Here is a 22,634-nt window from a genome sequence, read left to right on the forward strand (position 1 = left end):
GGTACTCGCCTCGGCCGGTGAGTCTGGGGACAGGATGGTGGTCATCGGTTCTACCTCAGATCTAACTCGAACTGACGATGGGATTGATATTAAATGTACCCGGAGTGTGGGTGACATACCCACGGCTGGACGGTATCCGACGGGCTTAAGCGAATTCAACGGTGATTTGTGAACGCGCCAGGGTGGCAGAGTCTGGCCGAACGCGTCCGCCTGCAGAGCGGATCATCGCCGGTTCAAATCCGGCCCCTGGCTTCTCCGCGCTCTACCGACAGTCGCGGAATAGATGCACGAATAACTGGATAGGTTCCCATATCGGTATATAGGTTCGCTTTCCGTCCATTTGTTTCTCTACGTGAAACCAATAATAAAGAATAATATCATACTGCTCCATAGACAGGTACGAATCAACGAATATGTCATTCCTATCAGTCTCGGTCCTCATCGGAGCCGTCGTAATCGTTGGACTCGTCGCGACCTGCGCGATTTGTCTGACAATGGAACAGATCCAGCAGACAGCCACCGATCTCACCGACCGGTTGTCCGAACTCGCGCCGTATCTCCTTCTCGCGGGCGTGTTCTTTCTGATTCGGCGGTTCACACAGGGGCCGAGCCAGCGGCTCTCCCGGGAGATCGGTATTCCGATCACCGACGAAATCTTCCAGATCGAGGGGCTGTTCGTCGCGCACCTACAGAATCTCGCACCGGAGCTACTCATCCCGGTCTTTTCGGGGTTCTACATGTTCGGGTTCGCGTTCCTACTGGTCGCGCCGATTGCCCTCTATCTGCTCACGCCTGCGCTCCGGCCGCTGAAAGAACTTCTCGTCGCGTACATCCTCAACTACGCGGCCGGAGCGTTCCTCTATACGGTTTTCGTCGCTGTCGGTCCCCGCAATCACCTCGCGAAGGTCGACGGACTGATGTATCAGTTCTATCCTCAGACGTCCGACGTGACCAGCGTCGTCTCGGAGAACACGGACGTGTTCCCGTCACTTCACACCTCCCTGTCGGTCATCGTCTTGCTGTTTGCGTGGCAGACGCGTGATCTCCAGCCCCGGTGGCTGCGCATCGCGACGGTGATTACGACCGGTATCGTACTCGCGACGATGATCCTCGGGATCCACTGGGCGACCGACGTCGTCGCAGGGATCGCACTGGCCGTCGGCTGCGTCTACTTCGCTCGATACATCGTCGGGATTGCGGAGAACCGCCTCGGCAGCTACCAGTCTCAGGACGCAGAGGTCGCCTAACAGGGATACAGCAGGAGCCGATAGAACTGGCTCGTCGCGAAGACGAACATCCTGTAACAGAGGTTCGCGACCAGCATCCCCGAGAGCACGACGCTGAGGACGGGGCTGGTCGCCATCACTGCCGGTGTCTCGACGACCATCTGTACCGGGTGTTCGATGAACTCTTCGACGAGCGGGTGGTCCTCGGGGTCGTTCGTCATGAGCCAGTACTCGAAATACTGGCCGGCAACGTACAGAGAGGTACTGAACCCGATGGCTCCGAACCACGACAACGTACTGTAGGTCCGCAGCGCGGACGGAGCCCCAGACGTATCCATGTGGCTGTGGTTGTACTTCACTGACCCGTCGTATGAGCTTTGTGTCTGGCGTTTTTGATCGCCGCCTCTCGGGGTGTCAACACGTGAGTTGGCCGAGCGGCGCGTGCCGCCTTGTGCTCGATTTCCCGCACTACTCCGACGCTTTCCGGTCGACGATTCCGAGCCCGATCCAACTGATAACGGCTTCACCGTTCTGGTTGTAGGCAGTCAGTTTGGAGTCGACGTAACCGATCTGTGGGTTGTCCTCGTCGGGGTACTTGTCGACGATTTCCACCTCGGCGGTGAGCGTATCGCCCGGTCGAACCGGTTTGATCCACCGCAGTTCGTCCACGCCCCGGGCGCCCTGCGACGCCTCGTCGATCATGTGATCGACGTACATCCGCATGCAGACCGCGGCGGTGTGCCACCCGCTCGCAGCGAGTCCACCGAACATCGTATCCTTGGCAGCCTCCTCGTCGGTGTGAAACGGCTGGGGGTCGTACTTCTCGGCGAACTCGATAATCTCCTCTTTCGTGATCGTTCGCTCGCCGAACTCCCACGTGTCGCCAACCTCGTACTCCTCGAAGTATCGTGGCATGACTACTTCACCGCGCGCGCCGGATAATAAAACTGCGGACTCGTCGGTGAACGACGCCCGAACATCTGGACACTGTGATCTTTATATTGCTGGCGGCCCGCGAAGTATGTATGACGGTGTCACAGGACACACCATCATTCGGGGGAGGGGAGACAGAGCGACTGATCCGGGAGACCGCCCGCGAGGTTGCCGACGGGTACGACGACGCCTACTGGCGGGCGGTGACGGGGCCGGATAAACGCGACCCGGCCGAGTTCTGGCAGGAGTGTGCCGACGCTGGCTTTCTCGGGACGACGATCCCACAGGAGTACGGGGGCGAAGGGCTGGGAATCACCGAACTCTCCGCAATCGTCGAGGAACTCACCCGACACGGTTGTTTCGGCTCGGAGATGCTCTTCGTCGTCAACGTCGTCTTCGGCGCGGTCACGCTCGCGGAACACGGCTCCGAGGAGCAGAAACGCGAGTACCTCCCGGCGCTGGCAGACGGCGACCTGAAGTTCTGTATGGCGCTGACCGAACCGAACGCCGGACACAACGCCCCGAACATGGACACCTACGCCGAGGAGACCGACGCCGGCTACGAGATTACGGGCAGCAAACAGTGGATCAGCGGAGCCGACCGGGCCGACCGGATGTTACTCGTCGCTCGAACGACGCCACTCGCGGATGTCGAGAAACGCACCTCCGGGATCACGCTCTTTCTCGCTGACCCCGGAGACGACGCCATCGAACTCCGGGAACTCGATACCGGCATCCCGACGCCGGAACGACAGTTCGAGCTATCACTCGACGGCTACGAGGCCGACGAAGAAGATATAATTGGGACGAAAGATATGGGTTTGTATCAGCTGTTCGATACAGTCAACCCGGAGCGGATCGTCGGTGCCGCCGGAGCGGTCGGGACGGGGTATGCCGCCCTGGAACGCGCCGCCGACTACGCTCGTGAACGCGAGGTGTTCGGCCAGCCTATCGGGGCACATCAGGCCATCCAACACCCGATTGCCGACTCGTACTCGAAACTGGAAGCAGCGAACATGCTCGTTCGAAAGTCCGCCTGGATGATGGACGCCGACGAGAACCGAAAGACGGTCGCGGAACTGTCGAATATGGCGAAGCTCCGGGCTTCTGAGGCCGCACACGAGGCGACGGACGTCGCACTCCAGGTCCACGGCGGGAACGGTTTCAGTAAGGAGTACGGCGTCATCGAGATGTGGAAGGGCACGCGCCTCAGTCGGGTCGCTCCCGGGTCGACCGAGATGATGCGCAACCACATCGCCGAGCATACTCTCGACCTGCCGCGATCGTACTAACTCCCGAACCTATATCTTTCTTGTTAATGATGGAATTTTTATAAACGCTGGCTTTATCGACGACTCCCGCGTCGGATTTCCGCCCGAGCCGGCACCGTCGTACTCTCTCGACTTGTTTTACAAACGTACGGCTGTAACGAACCGGGGCACTTTTGAACACCTCGGCCCGACGTAATCGCATGGACGAGAGCGGTTGCACCTGCAAGGTCGGCCGTGTCGCGGCCGATCGGAATCTCGCAGTCGACGGCGAACTCGTCGAGCGCTGGACCGGAGAGGACCGCCAGAGCACGCGCGACCTCGCGGAGTGGTTCAACAAGCGGGTGCTTCGAGCGGCGCTGACGGAGGCCGGCGTTCCGACGAAAGACGGGGATATCCGGGCGTACCACCGGCTGCTGACCGACGACGACGTGACGAGCGGCGACCGGATCGAGGCGCGCCGAGAGCTACAGCGCGAGGGAGTCGATACCGATACGCTCGACGAGCAGTTCGTCTCACACCAGACGGTCTACACGCATCTAACCGACTGTCTGGACGCCTCTCTGTCGACGCCGACGAACGAGGAACGGATCGACGACGCGACCACGACCGTCGGGAGACTCCAGAGCAGAACGGAGGCCGTGACTAGCGATACCATCGAGCGCCTTGCGGAACACGGTGCCCTCGATATCGGCGCTGCGGAAGTGTTCGTCACGGTTCAGGTTGCCTGTCAGGAGTGCAACCGTCAGTACGCCGTCCGGGAGTTACTCGACCGCGGGGGCTGTCACTGTCAGTGATGGGTGAGCGAAAGGGCTATCAGGTCGGTAGCCAACCGTGAGGTAACGGGATGTCTCCGAACGCCGACCAGAAACAGTCGCTGCTCCCCGAGCGTGTCGACCTCTCCGTCTCGAACATCGGCGGCATCGACGACACCACTGTGACACTCTCCGCGGGCGTGACAGTCCTGTCGGGCCGAAACGCGACCAACCGAACGTCGCTGCTCCAGGGGCTGATGGCCGCGCTCGGCAGCGAACAGGCGACGCTCAAAGCCGACGAGACCACCGGGCGGGCGACACTCGAAGCGGACGAGACCTACACGGCCGCTCTCGAACGACGGCAGAACACGGTCCGGTACGGCGGCGAGCCGTTCCTCGATGACCCGGAACTTGCGGACCTGTTCGCGTTTTTACTCGAATCGAACGAGGCCAGACGCGCGGTCGCCCGCGGTGCCGACCTCCGGGAGTTGATCATGCGCCCGGTCGATACCGCCGCGATCAACGACGAGATCACCCGTCTCGAATCCGAGAAACGCGACCTCGACGACCGCCTCTCCGAACTCGAGACGCTCGAACGACGGCTCCCGGATCTCGAACAGACCAGACACCGACTCGAAGAGGAGGCCGAGGAGCTTCGGACCGAGTTAGCGGAGCTTCGAGACCGACTCGATACGGCCGAATTCGACCCCGCCGAGGGTGAGGACCGCGAAGCCAGGCTGCGCGAGAAGCTCGATGCGGTCCAGGACGCTCGCTCGGAACTCGAACGGGTCCGCGACCGGATCGAAACGGAGCGAGAGAGTATCGAGGCACTCCGCGAGGAGCGGAAGTCGCTCCGGGAGCAACTCGACGAACTCACGGCCGATACCGAGACGGATCTCAGCCAACTGTCTGCCGAGATCGACCGCCTCAGGTCACAGAAATCCGATCTCGACGACGAGATCGCGCAACTCCGCCAGACGATCCAGTTCAACCAGCGCCGTCTCGACGGGAGCGATCCGGTGTTCTCCGACGCCGGCGACCTGACACGGCAGCTGTTATCGGAGGGTGGGGAAGTGACCTGCTGGACCTGTGGGTCGACGGTCCACTCCGATCGGATCGAACAGACTGTCGATCAACTCCGGGAGCTCCGACAGGCCAAGGTGGCCGAACGGAGCGATATCGAAGCAGATCTCGAAGAGTTGCGGGCACGCAAGGAGCGCATCGAGTCGGACCGCCGCGAGCGCAGCGAACTCACGGACCGACTCGACGCCGTCGAAGCGGAGATCGACCGCCGCGAGGATCGGAAAGCCGATCTCGAAACGCGGCGCACAGAGCTGTCCGACCGGCTGGAGACGCTGGAAACCGCCGTGGACCGACTCGATCCCGCCGACCACGAATACCTCGCAGACGTGCAGAAACGCGTGAGCGAACTCTCCGTCGAACTCGAAGAGACCGAACGGCAACTGGCCGACACCGAGACCGAGATCGACCGGATTCAGCGTCGGATCGACGACCGCGAGCGCCTCCGCGAGCGACGCGAAGAGGTTGCCGACCGGCTGACGGAGCTGCGAACCCGAATCGACCGCCTCGAAGCCGAGGCAGTCGAGCAGTTCAACACGCATATGGCGACGCTCCTGGAGCTGCTCGGCTACGAGAACATCGAGCGGATCTGGATCAAACGCCTCGACCCGGAGGAACAGCCACGGCCGAGTTTCGAGCTTCGGATCGTCCGGACGACCGAGGACGGAACGGCGTACCAGGACTCGATCGACCACCTCAGCGAGAGCGAGCGCGAGGTGACCGGTCTGGTCTTCGCGCTCGCCGGCTATCTCGTCCACGACCTCCACGAGTCGGTGCCGGTCATGGTGCTCGATTCGCTGGAAGCGATCGACTCCGAGCGCATCGCGACGCTGGTCGAATACTTCCGGGAGTTCGTCCAGTATCTCGTCGTCGCACTGCTCGAAGAAGATGCACAGGCGCTTGCCGACGACCACGATGTCGTCTCCGAGATCTGATTTTACAGCAGTACCACCGTAAAATCAGTCCGCTCCCGTGACCGCCGGCCCACGGTGTCGACGACAGCGACCGTTCCGCAGAGTGAAATACCACTCGTGAAAACCGGACAATTCTCGTTCGATTCGGCTCGACGCTCCCAGCGGACGAATCGGATACGCCTGAGAATTACGTCACCGGTCGGCGATTCCCGGCCGACGGGTGCGGCCGCCGTCGTTTCACTATTCGGACTACCCGTAGGCGAGTGTCACCTTGATCTCTCCGGCCTTGTCCCAGAGGCGGTCGATCAGATCGTCGTAGAGATACTCGTCAGTAAATCGGCTGGTCGGTCCGAACAGTCCGAGCGAACCCAGCAGTTCGTCCTCCGGCGTGTACACCGGCACCGCGACGCCGAACAGTCCGTCCATGTACTCCTCGTCGTTGAGCGCGTACCCCTGCTCGCGGACCTCGGCGAGTTCCTCCCGGAGAGCCCCCTGGCCCGTAATCGTGTTCTTTGCGTGCTGGCCCAGCTCTTTTCGCTCTACGAAACGCTCGAGGCGGTCGTCGTCGAACTCCGCGAGGATGACTTTCCCGGAAGCGAGCGCGTGCAGCGGCCGGCGTTCCCCGACCATCGTGTTCGAGGGGCTTCCGTACCGGTAGAGATAGACGCCCTCGAAGTTCTCTTCGACGAGAAACATCGCCCGCTCGTCGGTCTCCCGGCCGAGGTCGAACACCTTCCGCTGTGCGACCGTATACCCCGGTTCCCGGTTCCGCGTCTGCTCGGCAATTTCGAGCAGCCCCATCCCGATGTAGTACTCGCCGTCGCGTTCGATGACGTATCCCAACTCCTGGAGGGTCTTCAGGTGCCGGTAAACCGTACTCTTGGTCAACTCCGTCCGACGAGTAATCTCCGCAATCGAAAGCCCCTCCGACTCCCGGAGGGTTTCGAGAATCGCGAAGGTCTTCCTCGTCGTCGCGACCCCCACGTCCTCGCCGTTTTGCGGTCCCATACTCTTCCTCTCGCTACGGGCCCGTAAGAATATTTCGGAGAATGAAACGCGCTCTGCGGGATACGGGACAGCGGTCTCCCTCAGTTGGCGAACTGTTTCCCCGTTCTGCGAAGAGTATTCTGCTGTACGAAACAACTGTCCCGAAGATCACGCCGCGGCGAGGATCTCTCCACCCACTACAATCGTGTCCAGCACCGACGAGGTGATCGTCGCCGCGTTTCGCCGCCCGGAGCACGACTCGGCCGGTCCCTCTTTCGACTCAGGGGTTCGGGTCCGCGGTCAGTCCGTGCGGAGAAAAAGTGAGTCGGTTCAGACGTACGCCTGGAAGCCGGTCAGTTCCTCGCCGAGGATGAGCGTGTGGATGTCGTGGGTGCCCTCGTAGGTGTACACCGTTTCGAGGTTCTGCATGTGCCGCATCGGCGAGTAGTCGGTCGTGATCCCGTTGCCCCCGAGCATCTCACGGGCGATCCGGGACTGGTTGCGGGCCATCCGGACGTTGTTCCGTTTGGCCATCGAGACGTGTGCCGGCGTCATCCGGCCGTCCTCCTTGAGTTCGGCCAGCCGGTAGGCCAGAAGTTGTGCCAGGCTGATCTGGGTGGCCATCTCCGCGAGTTTGTCCTGTTGCATCTGGAACTTCGCGATGGGCTGGTCGAACTGCTCGCGGTCGGTCGCGTACTCCCGTGCGACCTCGAAGCAGTCTCGCGCCGCGCCGACTGCGCCCCACGCGATTCCGTAGCGGGCCTGGGTGAGACAGGACAGCGGCCCTTTCATGCCGGAGACGCCGGGGAGGACGTTCTCCTCGGGCACCTCGACGTTGTTGAGGCTGATCTCGCCGGTGATCGACGCCCGCAGCGAGAGTTTGTCGTCGATCTTGTTGGTCGTCACGCCGTCGCGGTCGGTCTCGACGAGGAACCCGCGGACCGGGTTGTTCTCCGCGGAGGTATCCCGCGCCCAGACGACCGCAACGTCCGCAATCGGGGAGTTCGTGATCCAGGTCTTCGAGCCGTTGAGGACGTAGCCCTGCTCGGAGCGTTCCGCTCGGGTCTCCATCGCGGACGGGTTCGAGCCGTGTTCCGGCTCGGTCAGCCCGAAACAGCCGACGGCCTCGCCCTCACCGAGTTTCGGCAGCCACTCCTCTTTCTGTTCCTCGCTGCCGTAGGCGTGGATGGGGTACATCACCAGTGCACCCTGGACCGACGCCATCGAGCGCAGCCCCGAGTCACACGCCTCCAGTTCCTGCATCAGGATGCCGTAGGCCGTCTCCGAGACGTTCGGTGAGCCGTATCCTTCGAGATTCGGCGCGTAAAAACCCAGCTCACCCATCTTCGGGATGACTTCCTTCGGGAAGGTGCCCTCCTCGTAGTGTTGGCCGATGTCCGGTTTGACGTGCTCTTCGACGAACTCCCGGGCGGTGTCCCGGATCATTCGCTCCTCTTGGTCGAGATCCTCCTCGAGCTGAACGAAATCCAGCATAGTAGATCATTAGCGTGCAGATACAAATATGCTCGTCTTTTCCCGGGGCCGAGCGCCCCCAGTATTTGCCGTTGTTTACTCTCGCTGGGCAAACTGTACCACCGTAATCCGGACCGGGCTGTGTCGTTTACTCCGTTCACCGTATCGATACAGTTATATACATCGCCTATCTTCTCTCGCGTATGGCAGACAAGCCTAGTCACACGATTAGTCGACAGACTCGCCGGACTGTTCTGGCAGCAATGGGGGGCGGTGCGACGGCTGCACTGGCCGGTTGTATCGGCGGCGACGACGGCGGCGTCGGACAGGAGACACTCGAATCGGTGCAGAACGTCGATACCATCCGGATGAAAACGTCCCAGCGCGGGACGACGGCACACACGGCGCTTACCGCGCTCGCCTCGGTACTGAACGACGAACTGGAGGGTCTCAGCGTCGAGGCCCAGACCAGCGACGGCACCGAGGAGAACCTCGGTGACATCGCCAACGGCGACATCGAGATGGGCTTTCTCCAGAACTGGACGGCTCGACAGTTCCGCGAGGGGGTCGGGGACTTCGGAGAGTTCGAGATGCAGCTCTCCCAGCTGTTCCACTACTACGACCTCCCGTGGTTTTTCATCACGAGCAACTTCGATCTGGAGACGCTGTCGGACATCGGCAGCGGCAATACGATTTCGCCGACGCCCTCGGGGTCGGGAACCGCTCCGGGGCTGGAATACGCTCTCCAGGAGCCGACCGGCGGGAACTACGAACGCATTAGCGTCGGATTCACCTCCCAGGGCGGTGCGATGAACGAGGGCCGACTCGACGTGGGTGTCGGGACGCTGCTCAACTCGGTCATCACGCCCGGCTGGCTTCAGGAGGCGATCAACTCGGTCGATCAGTTCCGCGTCCTCGACGTGCAGGACTCGACCGCGAGCGCGTGGGAAGACGACGACAAGATCCTGAGCCAGACCATCGACATGACCCAACTCGAAGGCTCGGACAAGGAGAACGTCGACGTGCCGAACGAGGTCGCGGCACCGACGTTCTCGTACAACTTCGTCTCGCGTGCGGAACTCGACCCCGACGCCGTGACGAACTTCCTGGAGACGATGTGGGAGGCCCGGGACGCGCTCGCCGAGGAGTTCGGCATCTTCAACTTCCACCGCAACGCCGAGTTCTGGGTCAAAAACCCCTACGAGGGCATCCCCTTCCACCCCTCGGCCGCCGAGTTCTACCGAGAGCGCGGCGTCTGGAACGACGACTGGGAAGTCGCTGACGTCTAACGATGTCTATCCGCTCCCGCAGGTGGCCGGCGCGGCTCGTCTGGACGTTCGATAGGGCCACCGCCGTCCTGGCGGCAGTGTTCACGTTGTTCACCCTCTACTACGCGTTTTACAACCTCACGAACCTCTCGCTGTTCGGCATCAGTTTCGTGGGCGTCGTCCCGGACCCGCTGCAGTTCCCCGAGCGAGCGAAGTACGTCATCATCTTCGTCGGGGTCGGTCTCGCCGTCTACTACTTCGATTACGCGCGGACGCGACTGACCGAGCGATACGGACTGCGTGATAGCGAGGAGACCGCGAGCGACGAGGAGTCCGACGACGACGAGGAGACGTCTCTGCTCGAGGACCTCGGGGTCGATCTCTCCGTCGACACGAGCGCGCTCGATCCGGTTCGCTCGGCGTACGCCCGGATTGATCCGTACCTCGCGATTGTCCTCGGCCTCGCTGCGGTGTTCGCGGCGTATCACGTCTTCACTTCGTTCGGTCGTCTGACCACGTCCGCGAACCTCCTCGGGTACAGATCGATCGATCACACGATCGGGCTGCTGTTGATCATCCTCGTCACCGACGCGACCCGCCGGGCGTTCGGCTGGATCATCGCCTCGGTCGGCATTCTCGCGCTCGTGTACATGCACCAGGCGGTCGGTCCCGCGCTGCCGGGGCTGCTCGGCCACTCCGGTGACAACTGGCTCGGAATCATCGAGGAGGTCGCGCTCGGGGTCTACTCCGGGGTCTTCGACGCGACAATCGTCGGTATCGGGTCGACGTGGGTCGCAGTGTTCATCATGTTCGCCGGCATCGCCAAGGCCTTCGGCCTGCTCGAGTTCGTCCGTGAGGTCGGGACCGAACTCGGCGGGACGCTCCGGACCGGCGTCGTCCAGATCGCCGTGATTTCGAGCATGGTGATGGGATCGATCACCGGTAGCGCGGCCGCCAACGCCGCGACGACGGGGAGCTTCACCATCCCGATGATCAAAGACCAGGGGATCCGTGACGACTACGCCGCGGCCATCGAGGGCGTCGCCTCCGCCGGCGGACAGATGCTCCCGCCCGTGATGGGCGTCGCTGCTTTCCTGATGGCAGATATCGTCTCGGATACCACCTATCTCGGCGTCGTTCAGGCGGGGACGATTCCCGCCGCGCTGTTTTACCTGAGCGTCTTCGTCGGGATCCACTTCACCATCCTCAAACACGGCTGGACGACCAGCGACCTCTCCTCGTTCGACTGGTCGGTGCTGAAGAAGGGGGCGTCGTTCGCCCCGCCGCTCGCGGTCCTGTTGTACACGCTGGTCTTCGCGGGCTACACGCCGATGACCGCGGGGCTGTACACCATCGTCGCGCTGTTCGTCACGATGATCGCCCGCAACCTCTTCCAGCGAGCGTACAACGCCTCCTCGACCGACGGGGAGAACCGCTACGAGGTCGGCTCGATCGCCAGACAGACCGCGAAGGGACTCGAACAGGGCGGCACGGAGATGGCCCCGCTCGTTGGCGTCCTCTCGGCGATGGGGATGATTATCCAACTGCTGAACAAGAGCGGCCTGACCGGCCGGCTCGGCACCGAGATCATCGGCTTCGCCGACGTGACTCTCTTCGGCTTTACCGGCGGACTCGCGCTCGTGCTGGTGCTGGCGATGATCACGAGCATCATCTTCGGGCTCGGCATGCCGACGCCCGCCGCGTACATCCTGGTGGCCTTCCTGGTCGCCGACGCGGTTACCGAACTCGGCACGCCCGAACTCACGACGCATATGTTCGTGTTCTACTTCGCCATGCTCTCGGCGATCACGCCGCCGGTTGCGATCTCGGTGGCGGTCGGCTCACGGATCGCCGACTCGGACTTCCTGACCTCCTGCAAGCAGGCGCTCCGACTCGGCGCACCCGGCTTCGTCATCCCCTTCAGTTTCGTCGCGAACAACACGCTGATCCAGTGGTCGGCCGGCTCTCCGGGCGCGTACTTCCTCGACGGCACGCCCTTCGCGTTCGTGTTCGTCCTCGCCGGGACGGTCGGGCTGATCGTCGCGACGGTCGGCTTCGACGGAGCGACCAACCTCTCGGCTCCGGTCCGACTGCTGTACCTCGCGATCGGCGCGGTTGCGATGTTCGGGTCGCTGGCACCCGAGCCGTTCGGCTACCTGCTACAGATAGTCGCCGCGGTCACGGTCGCCGGCCTGCTCCTGCGGGCGCGGTACGTCGTCGGCTACGACATCGACACGGCCGAACCGACGGCCTCTGATTGAATTTCCGCTGGAAACTCCGAGACGCAATTCTTTTGCCGGCTTACGACGACCACACGACCGTATGACGAATCTGGTAACAGACGTGGGCGAAACCGTCGAGTCCAACCCCGACTCGACGGCAATCGCCTACGACGGCGAGGAACTCACCTACGACCAGTTCTGGACACGCGCGGGCCAGTTCGCGAAGCAGCTACACGACAGCGGCATCGAGGAGGGCGACCGGGTCGGTATCTACCTCCCGAACCTCCCGCAGTTCGTGACCGCGTTCTACGGGACGCTCCGGGCCGGCGGCGTCGTCGTCCCGATGAACCCACAGTACAAGGCTCGCGAGATCAGCCACCTGCTCGCAGACAGCGGCGCCGAAGCCGTCGTCTCGCTGGCTGACAACGTGCCGGAAGTCCTCGATGTCCTCGAGGAGACGGATGTCCACGAGGTCGTCAGCGTCGGTGCCGACGTCGAGGGCGCGACGGAGTTCGACGACTTCCTCGCCGAGGATACCATCGACATCGTCGACCGGGCGGACGACGACATCGCCGTCCAGCCGTACACCTCCGGGACGACGGGCACGCCGAAAGGCGTCCTCCTCACCCACCACAACCTCGGTTGGACGACCCGGACGAACTCCGGCGTCGTGCCCGGGGAGATCCAGCCCGACGACAAACTGCTCGGTGTGTTGCCGCTGTTCCACATCTACGGCATGAGCGTCGTGATGAACGGCGCGATGTACGCCGGCGCGACCTACTACCCGATCCCCGAGTGGGACGCGCCGATGGTCATGGACCTCATCGAGAGCGAACGGATCTCGATCATGTTCGGCGTCCCGGCGATGTTCAACGACATGATCAACCAGCCCGACGCCGACGAGTACTCCTTCGACTCGCTGCGGTTCGTCAACTCCGGCGGCTCCAGCCTGCCCATCGAGGTGCTCGAACGGTTCGAGGACCTCTACGACGTCCAACTCAACGAGGGCTACGGCCTGACCGAGACCTCCCCGGTCACCCACGCCAACACGCCCGAGGCCCGCCGGAAGGGGTCGATCGGACAGCCACTCGACGGCGTCGACGCGAAGGTCGTCGGCCCGAACTTCGAGACGATGCCCCGCGTCGAGAAAGGCCCCGTCGACGAGGAGGAGACTGACCTCGACGAGATCACGGGCGAACTGGTCGTCTCCGGACCGAACGTGATGAAAGGCTACGCGGGCCTGCCCGAAGCCAACGAGAAGGCCTTCACCGAGGAGGACGGGAAGACGTGGTTCCACACAGGCGACGTCTGTTACTGGGACGAGGACGACTTCTTCTTCGTGGTCGACCGGGAGAAACACATGATCGTCACCGGCGGCTACAACGTCTACCCGCGAGAGGTCGAGGAACTCCTCTTCGAGCACCCGGACATCGCAGACGCCGCTGTCGTGGGCATCCCGGACGACCGACGCGGTGAGATCCCCGTCGCCTACGTCGTCCCGACGCCCGACGCCGAGGCGACGCCCGAGGAGATCAAACAGTACTGTCTCGACAACCTCGCGGAGTACAAACACCCCCGCGAAGTCGAGTTCGTCGAGGAACTGCCCCGCACGACGACGGGCAAGGTCCAGAAGTTCAAGATCCGCGAAGAGGACGAGAACTGAGCAGCGGTCCGCTCTTTCGACAGCCCCGATTTACCGTAACTCGTCGACGCTGTCGCTGAGATCCGACGCGACCTGGCGCTGATTCTCGGCGGCCCGGACGACATCGTCGGTCGTCTCGGCGACGTCGTCGGCCCGGTTCTGGACCTGTTCGACGGTCGCGGCGACCTCCTCGATCCGGGCGGCCTGATCGTCGTTGGCTTCAGCGACCTCCGTGATCCCCGTGACCGCGTCGTCGACCTCTCGGGCGATTGCCTGCAGGGAGTCGAGCACCTCGTTGATCTCGGTGGCGGCGGCGTCGACGTGTTCGTGGGACTGCTCGGCCCCTTCGACCGTTCGTTCGGCGTAGGCTTCGATCTCCTCGACCCGGGCGGCGATGTCGTCGGCGTGCTGTTGGGTCTCCGTCGCCAGTGTCTTCACCTCGTCGGCGACGACCGCGAAGCCGTCGCCGCCCTTGTCCGCTCGGGCGGCCTCGATGTTCGCGTTGAGCGCGAGCATATTCGTCTGCTCGGCGATGTCGCCGATGATCTCGACGACCTCGCTGATCTCGCCCATCTTCTCGCTGAGTTGCTCGACCGTCTCGACTAACTCGCCGGTCGCCTCCCGCACTTCGGTGGTCGCCGTCCTGGCGTCTTCGCTGGCGTCGACACCCTCCTCGGTCGTCTCCTTTGCTCGCTGTGCGGCCTCGGTCACCTCGCTCGCGTTCGCGGCCACCTCTTCCATCGTCGCGGAGATGTTCTCGATCTCTCGTGCGATCTGATCGAGCGAACTGTTCTGCTCGTCGACCTTGTCGTCGATCTGGCCGGCCGCGTCCGTCAGTTGCCCGATCGACCGCCCCAGTTCGCTCGTCTCCGCGGTGACCTGCTGGATCAACTCCTCGAAGGAAGTCGCCATCGTGTTCACGTCGTCGACGAGGCCGACCAACTCCGAATCGATGTGGCCGTTGTCCTCGTACTCGACGCGCGCGCCGAGGTTGCCGTCACCGATAGCGTCGAGCGTCGCGCTCACTTCCTCGATCAGTTCGACCATCTCCCGTTCGCGTGCGACCTCCTCCGAGCGGTCCTCGATCAACTCGAAGACGGCTTTCAGTTCGCCGTCGTCGTCGAACATCGGGACGGCGACGAACTCGATGTGCGTCTCGATGCCGTCTTTGTTCTTCGAGACACTCGTATCCCGGTAGACCGGGAAATCGACCAGCGGGTTCTCCTCGTCGGTCCGCTCGACGTCCCAGTGCTCGTGGGCGTCGCGGGGGTTCTCGGCGACCTTGTCCGCGAGCGTGTTCGCCCGCGACTTGTCGGAGTACGTCGCCACCGCAATCGTCTCCCGGCAGTCCTTCCCGAGGAACTCGGAGTGGTCGTCGTCTAGCCCCATCAGCCGCCCGGTGTAGGCGATGACGCTGTGATCGGCCCCGATCAGGATACACGACGACGGGAAGGCTTTGACCACCTCGTCGACCGAGACGGCCGTTCCGTCGAAGGAGTCCAGACCGCGCTGTAGCGTCGCCATCGTGTGTTCGATGTCCGATTTCGCCCGTTCGCGGGCCTCCGCGACCGAGGCGCCGGCTTCGAGCTCGTCGAAGGCGCGGTCGACCGCTGCCTCCACCGCGAGCTCGTACGAGCGGGCGTACGTGCCGGCATCGACCCCGGCGGCGGCCTGCTCGCGAGCGGTCGCCGCGACTTCCTCCGGGCTCTCCTCGCCCCGCAGGGTGCGGGATAGCTGGCTGCGATGGTCGGACAGCAGTTCCCCGTCGACACCGTCGTCGTATCGCTCCTCGAGAGCCGACCGTGGCACCCGCTCGACGACTGCCCCGCCGTCAGGCTCCGGCTTGAGATCCCCACTCGAAGACACCGAGTCGTCTCCACCGAGGAGTCGCTGCACTAGATCGAACATTGTAATATCTGAGTGACTTTCCTCAACCAGTATTAATTCCACGACTCCGCTATCAGTAATGAGATTTGCGGCCGTTATTTGACGGCGAACTCGATGGCCGCGCCCTGGCCGTAGCCGACACACATCGTCGACAGGCCGAGACCGCCGCCCCGGCGCTGAAGTTCGTGGATCAGCGTGACGGGCAGGCGCGCGCCGGAGGCACCCAGCGGGTGGCCGATTGCGATTGCGCCGCCGTTGACGTTGAACACGTCGTCGTCGAAGCCGAGTTCGTCCTGGCAGTACAGCGTCTGGCTCGCGAAGGCCTCGTTCAGTTCCACCAGGTCGTACTCGTCGGCGTCGCGGCCGTTCTCCTCCCAGATGCCCCGCACCGCCGGCACCGGGCCGATCCCCATGATCGTCGGATCGACGCCCGCGACGTTGTGGCCCTCGACGGTCGCCATGATCTCCAGTCCCTCGCGCTCGGCGAACTCCCGGGAGGTGAGCAGCAGACCCGCGGCGCCGTCGGAGATCTGCGAGGCGTTCGCGGCGGTCACCGTCCCGTCCTCCTCGAAGGCGGGCGGGAGGTCGCTGATCCCCTCCGCGGTCGTCCCCGGACGCAAGCCTTCGTCCTCCTCGACGACGCCGTCGTCGGTCTCGATCGGGACGATTTCCTCGTCGAACTTGCCCTCCTCGGTCGCCGCGCAGGCGCGCTGCTGGCTCCGTGCGCCGTACTCGTCCTGGCGCTCTCTGGAGATGTCGAACTTCTGGGCGACCTTCTCGGCGGTCTGGCCCATCGCCAGTCCGTCCACGTCGTATCGCTCTGCGATGCCGTCGTACGATCCGATCCCCTTTCGGCGCTCGTTGCGGGACATGTTCTCGACGCCGCCGGCGACGATCACGTCACGCGTGCCCGCACGGATCTGGTCGGCACCGCTGATGATCGCCTCGGCGGAGGAGGCACAGAGGCGGTCGATCGTCGTCCCCGGGACCGACTCTTCGAGGGCGAGCAGCGCGATCACGCGGGCGATGTTGTTGCTCTGCTCGTTGACCTGCTTCGCACAGCCCCACCGCACGTCGTCGACCGTCTCCGGGTCGATTCCCGTCTCCTGGATCAACTCCTCGACGACCGGCACCGATAGCTCCTCGCTGCCGGTCTCGGCGAAGACGCCGCCCTGCTTTCCCTGCGGTGTTCTGGCTGCGCTAACGACGACTGGCTGTCGCTCACTCATACCCGCCGATACATCCGCGCCCGGGTTAACCGTCCCGGTTTTTCATGCCTGGCCGCCAGTTAGGGGACTTCGCCCTCGACGCCCTCGACGTAGCTGTTCATCTCCTGGAAGAGGAACTCGTCGCTCTCGCCCTCGAACTTCGAGCCTGCCCACACGTCGAGCGAGCCGTCGACAATCTCCTCTCTGGTCGACCCGACTTCGTCTCTGACTTCCTGCGGGACCTCCGGTCCCCAGTCGTCGATGTCACAGACGCCGGACTCGATGCCCTTCCAGTAGGCGTCGGCCTCCCACTCGCCGTTTCGCACGTCTTCCAGGGTCGGGCCGTAGAACGCCTCCCAGTGCCAGATCGGGGAGGTGAGGTAGTTGTCTCCGGCCTGCTCCTGCATGGGGGCGTCGTAGCCCGTCGCCCAGATGCCGGCGTCGGCCGCCTCCGTCAGCGCCGCCGCCGAGTCCTGGTGTTGGGCCATCACGTCGACGTTCTCGTCCAGCAGCGCGCTCGCGGCCTCGCTCTCGGCCGGCGGGTCGAACCAACTGTTGGTCCACCGGACCTTGGTCGTCACCGAGTCGTTGACCGAGGCGGCCCCGAGCGTGTAGGCGTTGATTCCCCGGATGACCTCCGGGATGGGGTACGCCGCGACGTATCCCAGTTGGTTCGTCTCCGTCAGCATCCCCGCCGCCTGGCCGGCCAGATACCGCGCCTGGTAGATCCGGCCCATGTACCGACCCATGTTTTCGAGCGTCAGGTAGCCGGTGTTGTGCTCGAAGTACACCTCGGGGTACTCCTTTGCGACGGTCTCCATCGGGTCCTGATAGCCGAAGGTACAGCCGAAGATGATATCGGCACCGCTGTCGGCGTACTGCCGGAACACCTGCTGGGACTCCTCCGGCGCCACCGCTTCCGTGAACTCCGTGCTCAGCCAATCGTACTCCTCCTCGACGGCCTTTCGGCCCTCGTTGTGTGCCCACGACCAGCCCTGGTCGCCGACCTCGGAGTTGTAGACCCACGCCGCGCTGACCTCGGCGTCGCTCGACCCGATGCTCTCGCTGCAGCCCGCTACGGCCAGCGGAGTTGCCGCCCCGATACCCTTGAGTACGCTCCGTCTGGAGATGTGTTCCGTCATGGTTTCCGAGTGTTCTGATACGTTCGGCAGTGTTTCACGAATCGTTGCCGATCTATTCGATACTTCTGCCAACTGCTTATAAATCTGCGCATACGCGGGAACATCGACGAACGTTCTTGCAGGAGACCCGTCTCGCCCGAGCGGCGCCACTGGGAGGGCGCGCGCTCTGTCGAACCGGAGCCAGAACCGCCGTCGACAGCAGTGGAAAAGGTTTTACTCGGTGATTATTGATACTACGCTGTGAGAAGGCACAATGGCTGAGCCTGTCTTTTTGGAGATGGCCGGTATCCGGAAAGAGTTCCCCGGCGTGGTCGCGAACGACCGCGTCGACCTCCGAGTCGAACGCGGCGAGATTCACGGCTTGCTCGGCGAGAACGGGGCGGGCAAGAGCACGCTGATGAAGATTCTCTACGGGTTGTACACCCCCGACGAGGGCGAGATCTATCTCGACGGCGACCGTCTCGATCTGGACTCCCCACAGGACGCGATCGACGCCGGCATCGGTATGGTCCACCAGCACTTTCAGTTGATTCCCCGGTTGACCGTGGCCGAAAACGTCGTCCTCGGTGAGCGAGAACCGGCGACGCCGTTCCGGCCCGACGCGGAGAGTCCGATCCCCGAGGCCGTTCGCTCGAACAGGGTCGTGCAATCTGTCGCCGAACGGTTTTCGCTCGGTCTCGACGCCCCGACACGACGGATTCAGCGACTCGCGGACCGGTACGGCTTCGACCTCGACGCCGGCGCGAAGATCTCGGAGCTAGACGTGGGCCAGCGCCAGCGCGTCGAGATTCTCAAGGCGCTCTATCGCGATGTCGACCTCCTCATTCTCGACGAACCGACCGCCGTGCTGACCCCGACCGAGGCCGAACGGCTGTTCGACTCGCTGGACCGACTCACCGACGAGGGACTCTCGATTATCTTCATCACGCACAAACTCGACGAGGTCGAGTCGATCGTCGACCGTGTGACGATTCTCCGAGAGGGGAAAAACGCCGGGACAGCCGTCGTCTCCGAGGTGACCCAGGCGGATCTCGCGGAGATGATGGTCGGGCGGGAGGTGCTGTTTCAGATCGAGAAGGAAGGCGTCGACCTCGGCGAACCGGTTCTTCAGCTCCAGAACGTCCACGCGGACGACGACCGGGGCATCGAGGCGTTGTCCGGCGTCGACCTCACCGTTCGGGCCGGCGAAGTGGTCGGCATCGCCGGCGTCAGCGGCAACGGCCAGAACGAACTCGCGGAGGTCGCGGCCGGCATCCGGCAGCCGACGACCGGGAGCGTCCGCGTCGACGGGACGGATCTCACCGGGGCCGCCCCCCGCCAGTTCGTCGACAGCGGCGTCTCCTTCGTCCCCGAGGATCGCCTCGAGTACGGCTGTGCGGCGGACCTGTCGGTCATGCACAACGCGACGCTGAAGGAGTTCAGAGACCAGCGGTTCGACGGTCCTCTCGGCCTCGATTACGACGAACTCGAAGCCTACGCGGAGACGCTCGTCGAGGAGTTCGACGTGCGCGGCGTCGAGGACGTGACGGAGACAAAGGCCGGTGATCTCTCCGGCGGGAACCTCCAGAAACTGATTCTCGCCCGCGAACTCGACCGGAACCCGGCTCTGCTCGTCGCAAACCAGCCGACCCGCGGTGTCGATGTCGGCGCGATCGAGTTCATCCGGGAAGCGCTGCTCGATCAGCGCATGAACGGCACGGGAATCGTTCTGTTCTCCGAGGATCTCGACGAGATCACGGATCTGAGCGACCGCATTCTCGTCATCTACGAAGGGGAGTTCGTCTACGAGACGACCCCCGAGGAGGCCGACCGCGACCGTATCGGACTCGAAATGACCGGCGGCGGTCGGGCCGGGGGCGACCAGCGGCCGTCGGACCGACACGCGGATGTCACGGCCGCCGCGTCGGAGGGTGAGCGGTGATGAACGTCGAAGTCGACCTGACTGCCCGCGAGAGCACGCCGCGCTGGCTCGCGTACGGCGCTCCGGTGTTCACGGTTCTCGCGGCGCTGGCGGTGAGTGCGCTCGTTTTGCTCGTCGTCGATGTCAGTCCCGTCGACGCGTACTCGATGATGTTCTACCAGACGATCACGACCCAGATCGGGGCGGCACAGACGCTGATCACGACTGTCCCGCTCGTCCTCGCCGGCCTCGCGGTCTACCTGCCGCTGAAGGCCGGCCTGTTCAACATCGGCGCCGAGGGCCAACTGGTCATCGGGGCGCTGGCCGGAACGTGGGTCGGGCTGAACGTCTCCCTGCCGGGCTACGCGCTCGTTCCGCTCATGTTCGTCGTTGCGGGGCTCGCAGGCGGTTTCCTGGCGGCGATTCCGGCCTGGCTCCGCGCGAGATACGACGTCAACGAGATCATCACGTCGCTACTGCTCTCGTTCGTGGCGCTCGAAATTCTCAGCTACGTCGTCCGGGGACCGATGCGGGGCAGTTCCGGAAACTTCCCACAGACGGCTCAACTCCCCGCGGCCGCGAGGATTCCGGAGCTGTTCATGCGCGTCCACGTGGGACTGTTCGTCGCGTTGCTCGTCGTCGCGGCGGTCTCGCTGTTGATGCGCCGATCCCGGCTCGGCTTCGAGATCACGTTCATGGGATCGAACGACGCGGCCGCGGTCCAGGCCGGCATGAGCCGGATCAAGGTGTATCTGCTCGTGTTCGTCCTCGGCGGTGCCTTCGCCGGGATGGGCGGGATCAGCGAGATTGCCGGCGTCCAGGGGCGACTCCGGGCCGGCTTCGAGCCGGGCTACGGATTCACCGCGATTCCGATCGCGCTTCTGGGTCGTAACAGCGCGGTTCAGGTGTTGCTCGCGAGCCTGTTTTTCGCCCTGCTGTTCACCGGCGGGACGAACATGGAGATTTTCCTCGGCATCCCGGCGGCGCTGGTCGAGGTGATCCAGGCGCTGATTATCCTCTTTCTGATCACCGGAGAGTTCTTCAAACGCTACCGCATCGACGTCTCCGTCGAGCGGGGCTCAGTCACGCCCGACACGGCGGGAGGTGACGCCTGATGGCCGGCTTTCTCGCCGGACTGCTCGATGCCACGGTGGCCGCTGCGACGGTGTTCATCCTCGCCGGTCTCGGCGAACTGATCAGCGAGCGCGCCGGCGTCCTCAACCTCGGTGTCGAGGGGATGATGCTCGGCGGCGCGCTCGGCGGGTTCGCCGTCACCGTCGTGACCAACAGCCCATGGATCGGCCTGGCCGCGGGGGTGCTCGTCGGGATGGCGCTCGCGCTGATTCACGCCTTCCTCTGCATCACGCTGAAGGCGAACCAGGTTATCAGCGGTGTCATGCTGACGCTTCTGGGCACCGGGCTCACGACCTTCTACGGCTCGGACTGGGTCGGAGAGCGGATCGACGGCTTCGCCGAGGTACCCGTTCCGCTCGTCGGGCAGTACCTCGTCGAGATCCCCGTCCTCGGCGAGGCACTGTTTCGGAACACCCCGACTGACTACCTGGCGCTGGCGCTCGTCCCCCTCACCTGGTATCTCCTCAACCGGACGAACCTCGGGCTGGAGCTGATCTCCGTCGGCGAGGATCCCGAGATGGCGGACACGATGGGCGTTTCGGTGTTCAAACTCCGGTATCTGGCCGTGGTCTTCGGCGGCGGGTTCGCGGGCGCTGCCGGCGCTCACCTCTCGCTCGCGCTCGTCGGCAACTGGTCGAACGGGATGACTGCCGGGCAGGGCTGGATTGCCGTCGCGTTAGTCATCTTCGCGCAGTGGAGAGCCACCCGAATCCTCCTCGGCGCGTACCTGTTCGGGATGCTCAGCGCCCTCGAACTCCGCTCGCAGGGGTTGTCGGTCTCACTCGGCCCGGACGCCCCGCTCGCCGGCGTGCTCAATCCGATCATCGAGTTTCTGCTGAACACCCAGATCATGTCGACGTACCCGTATCTGGCGACGATCCTGGTGCTCTCGTACGCTGTGATCCGGAGCAACAGCGACCGGTTGGCCGTTCCCTCCGCACTGCTCGAACCCTACAGCCGGGAGACGGACTGAGCGCCGTTACTCCGACTCGTCCGCGACGGACCGATGGATCGTCACCTCGCCGTCGCTGACGCTGATGTCGACGAGACTGGTCGCCTCGTACTCGATGTCCTCGAAGGCTGACTCGCCGCCGACTTTCCGCATCACGACGACGATATCGACGATCTCGCAGCCGATTTCGTCGAGAGTTTCACAGATTGCCGCCAGCGTCCCGCCCGTCGAGAGGATGTCGTCGAGGATCACGATCCGGTCGTCCTCGTCCACGTCGTTGACGTACATCTCGGAGTCGGAGTAGCCCGTCTCCTTGAACAGTCGACGCTCGCCCTCGAGGCCGTAGGGTCGCTTGCGGATCACGACGAGGGGAACGTCAGTCTGCAGTGAGACGGCGGCCCCGAGGTGGATCCCCATCGCTTCGGGGACGACAATCTTGTCGACGCCGGTATCGATCCGGCGGATCATCTCGACGACGACCTCGCGCAACAGCGCCGGATCGAGCATCGGCACGCCGTTGGTGATCGGGTGGACGAGATACTCGTAACCGTCCTTGTCGATAATCGGGGCCGTGTGCAACGAGTCGAGCAGTCGGTCCATATCCCGCGTACTCGCCAGCGGGGTGAAAATCGTTTCTGTTGGC

At 63.7% G+C, this 22,634-nt stretch carries 18 protein-coding genes and 1 tRNA gene; 11 read left to right on the forward strand and 8 right to left on the reverse strand.

The annotated features are described in order from the left end of the window. The first annotated feature begins 176 nt into the window (after positions 1-176). Positions 177-252 (forward strand) — tRNA-Cys (locus GRX03_RS09945). Positions 253-413: 161 nt separating this feature from the next. Beyond that, complete coding sequence (locus GRX03_RS09950; protein WP_159764043.1) at positions 414-1,247, forward strand: phosphatase PAP2 family protein; 834 nt, start codon at positions 414-416, stop codon at positions 1,245-1,247. Here the strand turns inward: GRX03_RS09950 and GRX03_RS09955 are convergent. Together GRX03_RS09955 and GRX03_RS09960 are read right to left on the reverse strand one after the other, a co-directional pair. Further along, positions 1,244-1,564, reverse strand: coding sequence for a hypothetical protein (locus GRX03_RS09955; RefSeq protein ID WP_159764044.1), 321 nt, complete (start codon positions 1,562-1,564; stop codon positions 1,244-1,246). The two genes, GRX03_RS09950 and GRX03_RS09955, sit on opposite strands and share 4 nt — an antisense overlap. A gap of 130 nt (positions 1,565-1,694) precedes the next feature. After that, complete coding sequence (locus tag GRX03_RS09960) at positions 1,695-2,141, reverse strand: MaoC family dehydratase (protein ID WP_159764045.1); 447 nt, start codon at positions 2,139-2,141, stop codon at positions 1,695-1,697. A 110-nt stretch (positions 2,142-2,251) separates the two neighbouring features. On the opposite strand from GRX03_RS09960, the gene GRX03_RS09965 reads away from it, so the two are divergent. The 3 genes from GRX03_RS09965 to GRX03_RS09975 all read left to right on the forward strand — a co-directional run bounded on the left by GRX03_RS09965 (position 2,252) and on the right by GRX03_RS09975 (position 6,197). Next, complete coding sequence (locus tag GRX03_RS09965) at positions 2,252-3,451, forward strand: acyl-CoA dehydrogenase family protein (RefSeq protein WP_159764046.1); 1,200 nt, start codon at positions 2,252-2,254, stop codon at positions 3,449-3,451. 179 nt (positions 3,452-3,630) lie between these two features. Beyond that, positions 3,631-4,224, forward strand: a complete 594-nt coding sequence (gene rdfA, locus GRX03_RS09970) for a rod-determining factor RdfA (RefSeq protein ID WP_159764047.1) — start codon at positions 3,631-3,633, stop codon at positions 4,222-4,224. 50 nt (positions 4,225-4,274) lie between these two features. Beyond that, complete coding sequence (locus GRX03_RS09975) at positions 4,275-6,197, forward strand: archaea-specific SMC-related protein (RefSeq protein WP_159764048.1); 1,923 nt, start codon at positions 4,275-4,277, stop codon at positions 6,195-6,197. Between the two features lie 228 nt (positions 6,198-6,425). Here GRX03_RS09975 and GRX03_RS09980 read toward each other — a convergent pair whose 3' ends face one another. Next, positions 6,426-7,184, reverse strand: coding sequence for an IclR family transcriptional regulator (locus tag GRX03_RS09980; protein ID WP_159764049.1), 759 nt, complete (start codon positions 7,182-7,184; stop codon positions 6,426-6,428). A 309-nt stretch (positions 7,185-7,493) separates the two neighbouring features. After that, entirely contained in the window at positions 7,494-8,657 is a 1,164-nt protein-coding gene (locus tag GRX03_RS09985; RefSeq protein ID WP_159764050.1) for an acyl-CoA dehydrogenase family protein, read from the reverse strand. Between the two features lie 182 nt (positions 8,658-8,839). Here GRX03_RS09985 and GRX03_RS09990 point away from each other — a divergent pair, with 182 nt between their 5' ends. The 3 genes from GRX03_RS09990 (at position 8,840) to GRX03_RS10000 (ending at position 13,789) form a co-directional block, all read left to right on the forward strand. Then, on the forward strand, positions 8,840-9,925 hold the full coding sequence (locus GRX03_RS09990) for a TAXI family TRAP transporter solute-binding subunit (protein ID WP_159764051.1): 1,086 nt from the start codon (positions 8,840-8,842) through the stop codon (positions 9,923-9,925). 2 nt (positions 9,926-9,927) lie between these two features. After that, complete coding sequence (locus GRX03_RS09995; RefSeq protein ID WP_159764052.1) at positions 9,928-12,165, forward strand: TRAP transporter permease; 2,238 nt, start codon at positions 9,928-9,930, stop codon at positions 12,163-12,165. A gap of 61 nt (positions 12,166-12,226) precedes the next feature. Beyond that, positions 12,227-13,789, forward strand: coding sequence for a long-chain-fatty-acid--CoA ligase (locus GRX03_RS10000; RefSeq protein ID WP_159764053.1), 1,563 nt, complete (start codon positions 12,227-12,229; stop codon positions 13,787-13,789). Between the two features lie 30 nt (positions 13,790-13,819). Here GRX03_RS10000 and GRX03_RS10005 read toward each other — a convergent pair whose 3' ends face one another. The 3 genes from GRX03_RS10005 to GRX03_RS10015 all read right to left on the reverse strand — a co-directional run bounded on the left by GRX03_RS10005 (position 13,820) and on the right by GRX03_RS10015 (position 18,005). Further along, a complete protein-coding gene (locus GRX03_RS10005) occupies positions 13,820-15,676 on the reverse strand; it encodes a methyl-accepting chemotaxis protein (RefSeq protein ID WP_159764054.1) in 1,857 nt (618 codons plus the stop codon). A gap of 74 nt (positions 15,677-15,750) precedes the next feature. Next, positions 15,751-16,884, reverse strand: a complete 1,134-nt coding sequence (locus GRX03_RS10010; protein ID WP_159764055.1) for a thiolase family protein — start codon at positions 16,882-16,884, stop codon at positions 15,751-15,753. Positions 16,885-16,943: 59 nt separating this feature from the next. Continuing rightward, positions 16,944-18,005: a BMP family ABC transporter substrate-binding protein gene (locus GRX03_RS10015; protein WP_159764056.1), complete on the reverse strand. Its 1,062-nt coding sequence runs from the start codon at positions 18,003-18,005 to the stop codon at positions 16,944-16,946. Positions 18,006-18,282: 277 nt separating this feature from the next. Here GRX03_RS10015 and GRX03_RS10020 point away from each other — a divergent pair, with 277 nt between their 5' ends. From GRX03_RS10020 to GRX03_RS10030, 3 genes are read left to right on the forward strand one after another with little or no spacing between them, the layout of a single operon-like run. After that, positions 18,283-19,926, forward strand: a complete 1,644-nt coding sequence (locus GRX03_RS10020; protein WP_394351731.1) for an ABC transporter ATP-binding protein — start codon at positions 18,283-18,285, stop codon at positions 19,924-19,926. Then, a complete protein-coding gene (locus GRX03_RS10025; protein WP_159764058.1) occupies positions 19,926-21,020 on the forward strand; it encodes an ABC transporter permease in 1,095 nt (364 codons plus the stop codon). The genes GRX03_RS10020 and GRX03_RS10025 overlap by 1 nt, the downstream gene beginning before the upstream one ends. Continuing rightward, the gene (locus GRX03_RS10030; RefSeq protein ID WP_159764059.1) at positions 21,020-22,012 is read left to right on the forward strand and encodes an ABC transporter permease; all 993 of its coding nucleotides are present in this window, start codon (positions 21,020-21,022) and stop codon (positions 22,010-22,012) included. Before GRX03_RS10025 ends, GRX03_RS10030 begins: the two co-directional genes overlap by 1 nt. Positions 22,013-22,018: 6 nt before the next feature. Here GRX03_RS10030 and hpt read toward each other — a convergent pair whose 3' ends face one another. Beyond that, the gene (gene hpt, locus GRX03_RS10035) at positions 22,019-22,591 is read right to left on the reverse strand and encodes a hypoxanthine/guanine phosphoribosyltransferase (RefSeq protein WP_159764060.1); all 573 of its coding nucleotides are present in this window, start codon (positions 22,589-22,591) and stop codon (positions 22,019-22,021) included. Positions 22,592-22,634: the final 43 nt, after the last annotated feature.

This window comes from Halovenus carboxidivorans (assembly GCF_009831575.1).
Taxonomy (GTDB): Archaea; Halobacteriota; Halobacteria; order Halobacteriales; family Haloarculaceae; genus Halovenus; species Halovenus carboxidivorans.

Coding starts and splice junctions, on each gene's coding strand:
- GRX03_RS09950 (WP_159764043.1), top strand. CDS start 414: ATGTCATTCCTATCAGTCTCGGTCCTCATCGGAGCCGTCGTAATCGTT.
- GRX03_RS09955 (WP_159764044.1), bottom strand. CDS start 1,564: ATGGATACGTCTGGGGCTCCGTCCGCGCTGCGGACCTACAGTACGTTG.
- GRX03_RS09960 (WP_159764045.1), bottom strand. CDS start 2,141: ATGCCACGATACTTCGAGGAGTACGAGGTTGGCGACACGTGGGAGTTC.
- GRX03_RS09965 (WP_159764046.1), top strand. CDS start 2,252: ATGACGGTGTCACAGGACACACCATCATTCGGGGGAGGGGAGACAGAG.
- rdfA (WP_159764047.1), top strand. CDS start 3,631: ATGGACGAGAGCGGTTGCACCTGCAAGGTCGGCCGTGTCGCGGCCGAT.
- GRX03_RS09975 (WP_159764048.1), top strand. CDS start 4,275: ATGTCTCCGAACGCCGACCAGAAACAGTCGCTGCTCCCCGAGCGTGTC.
- GRX03_RS09980 (WP_159764049.1), bottom strand. CDS start 7,184: ATGGGACCGCAAAACGGCGAGGACGTGGGGGTCGCGACGACGAGGAAG.
- GRX03_RS09985 (WP_159764050.1), bottom strand. CDS start 8,657: ATGCTGGATTTCGTTCAGCTCGAGGAGGATCTCGACCAAGAGGAGCGA.
- GRX03_RS09990 (WP_159764051.1), top strand. CDS start 8,840: ATGGCAGACAAGCCTAGTCACACGATTAGTCGACAGACTCGCCGGACT.
- GRX03_RS09995 (WP_159764052.1), top strand. CDS start 9,928: ATGTCTATCCGCTCCCGCAGGTGGCCGGCGCGGCTCGTCTGGACGTTC.
- GRX03_RS10000 (WP_159764053.1), top strand. CDS start 12,227: ATGACGAATCTGGTAACAGACGTGGGCGAAACCGTCGAGTCCAACCCC.
- GRX03_RS10005 (WP_159764054.1), bottom strand. CDS start 15,676: ATGTTCGATCTAGTGCAGCGACTCCTCGGTGGAGACGACTCGGTGTCT.
- GRX03_RS10010 (WP_159764055.1), bottom strand. CDS start 16,884: ATGAGTGAGCGACAGCCAGTCGTCGTTAGCGCAGCCAGAACACCGCAG.
- GRX03_RS10015 (WP_159764056.1), bottom strand. CDS start 18,005: ATGACGGAACACATCTCCAGACGGAGCGTACTCAAGGGTATCGGGGCG.
- GRX03_RS10020 (WP_394351731.1), top strand. CDS start 18,283: ATGGCCGGTATCCGGAAAGAGTTCCCCGGCGTGGTCGCGAACGACCGC.
- GRX03_RS10025 (WP_159764058.1), top strand. CDS start 19,926: ATGAACGTCGAAGTCGACCTGACTGCCCGCGAGAGCACGCCGCGCTGG.
- GRX03_RS10030 (WP_159764059.1), top strand. CDS start 21,020: ATGGCCGGCTTTCTCGCCGGACTGCTCGATGCCACGGTGGCCGCTGCG.
- hpt (WP_159764060.1), bottom strand. CDS start 22,591: ATGGACCGACTGCTCGACTCGTTGCACACGGCCCCGATTATCGACAAG.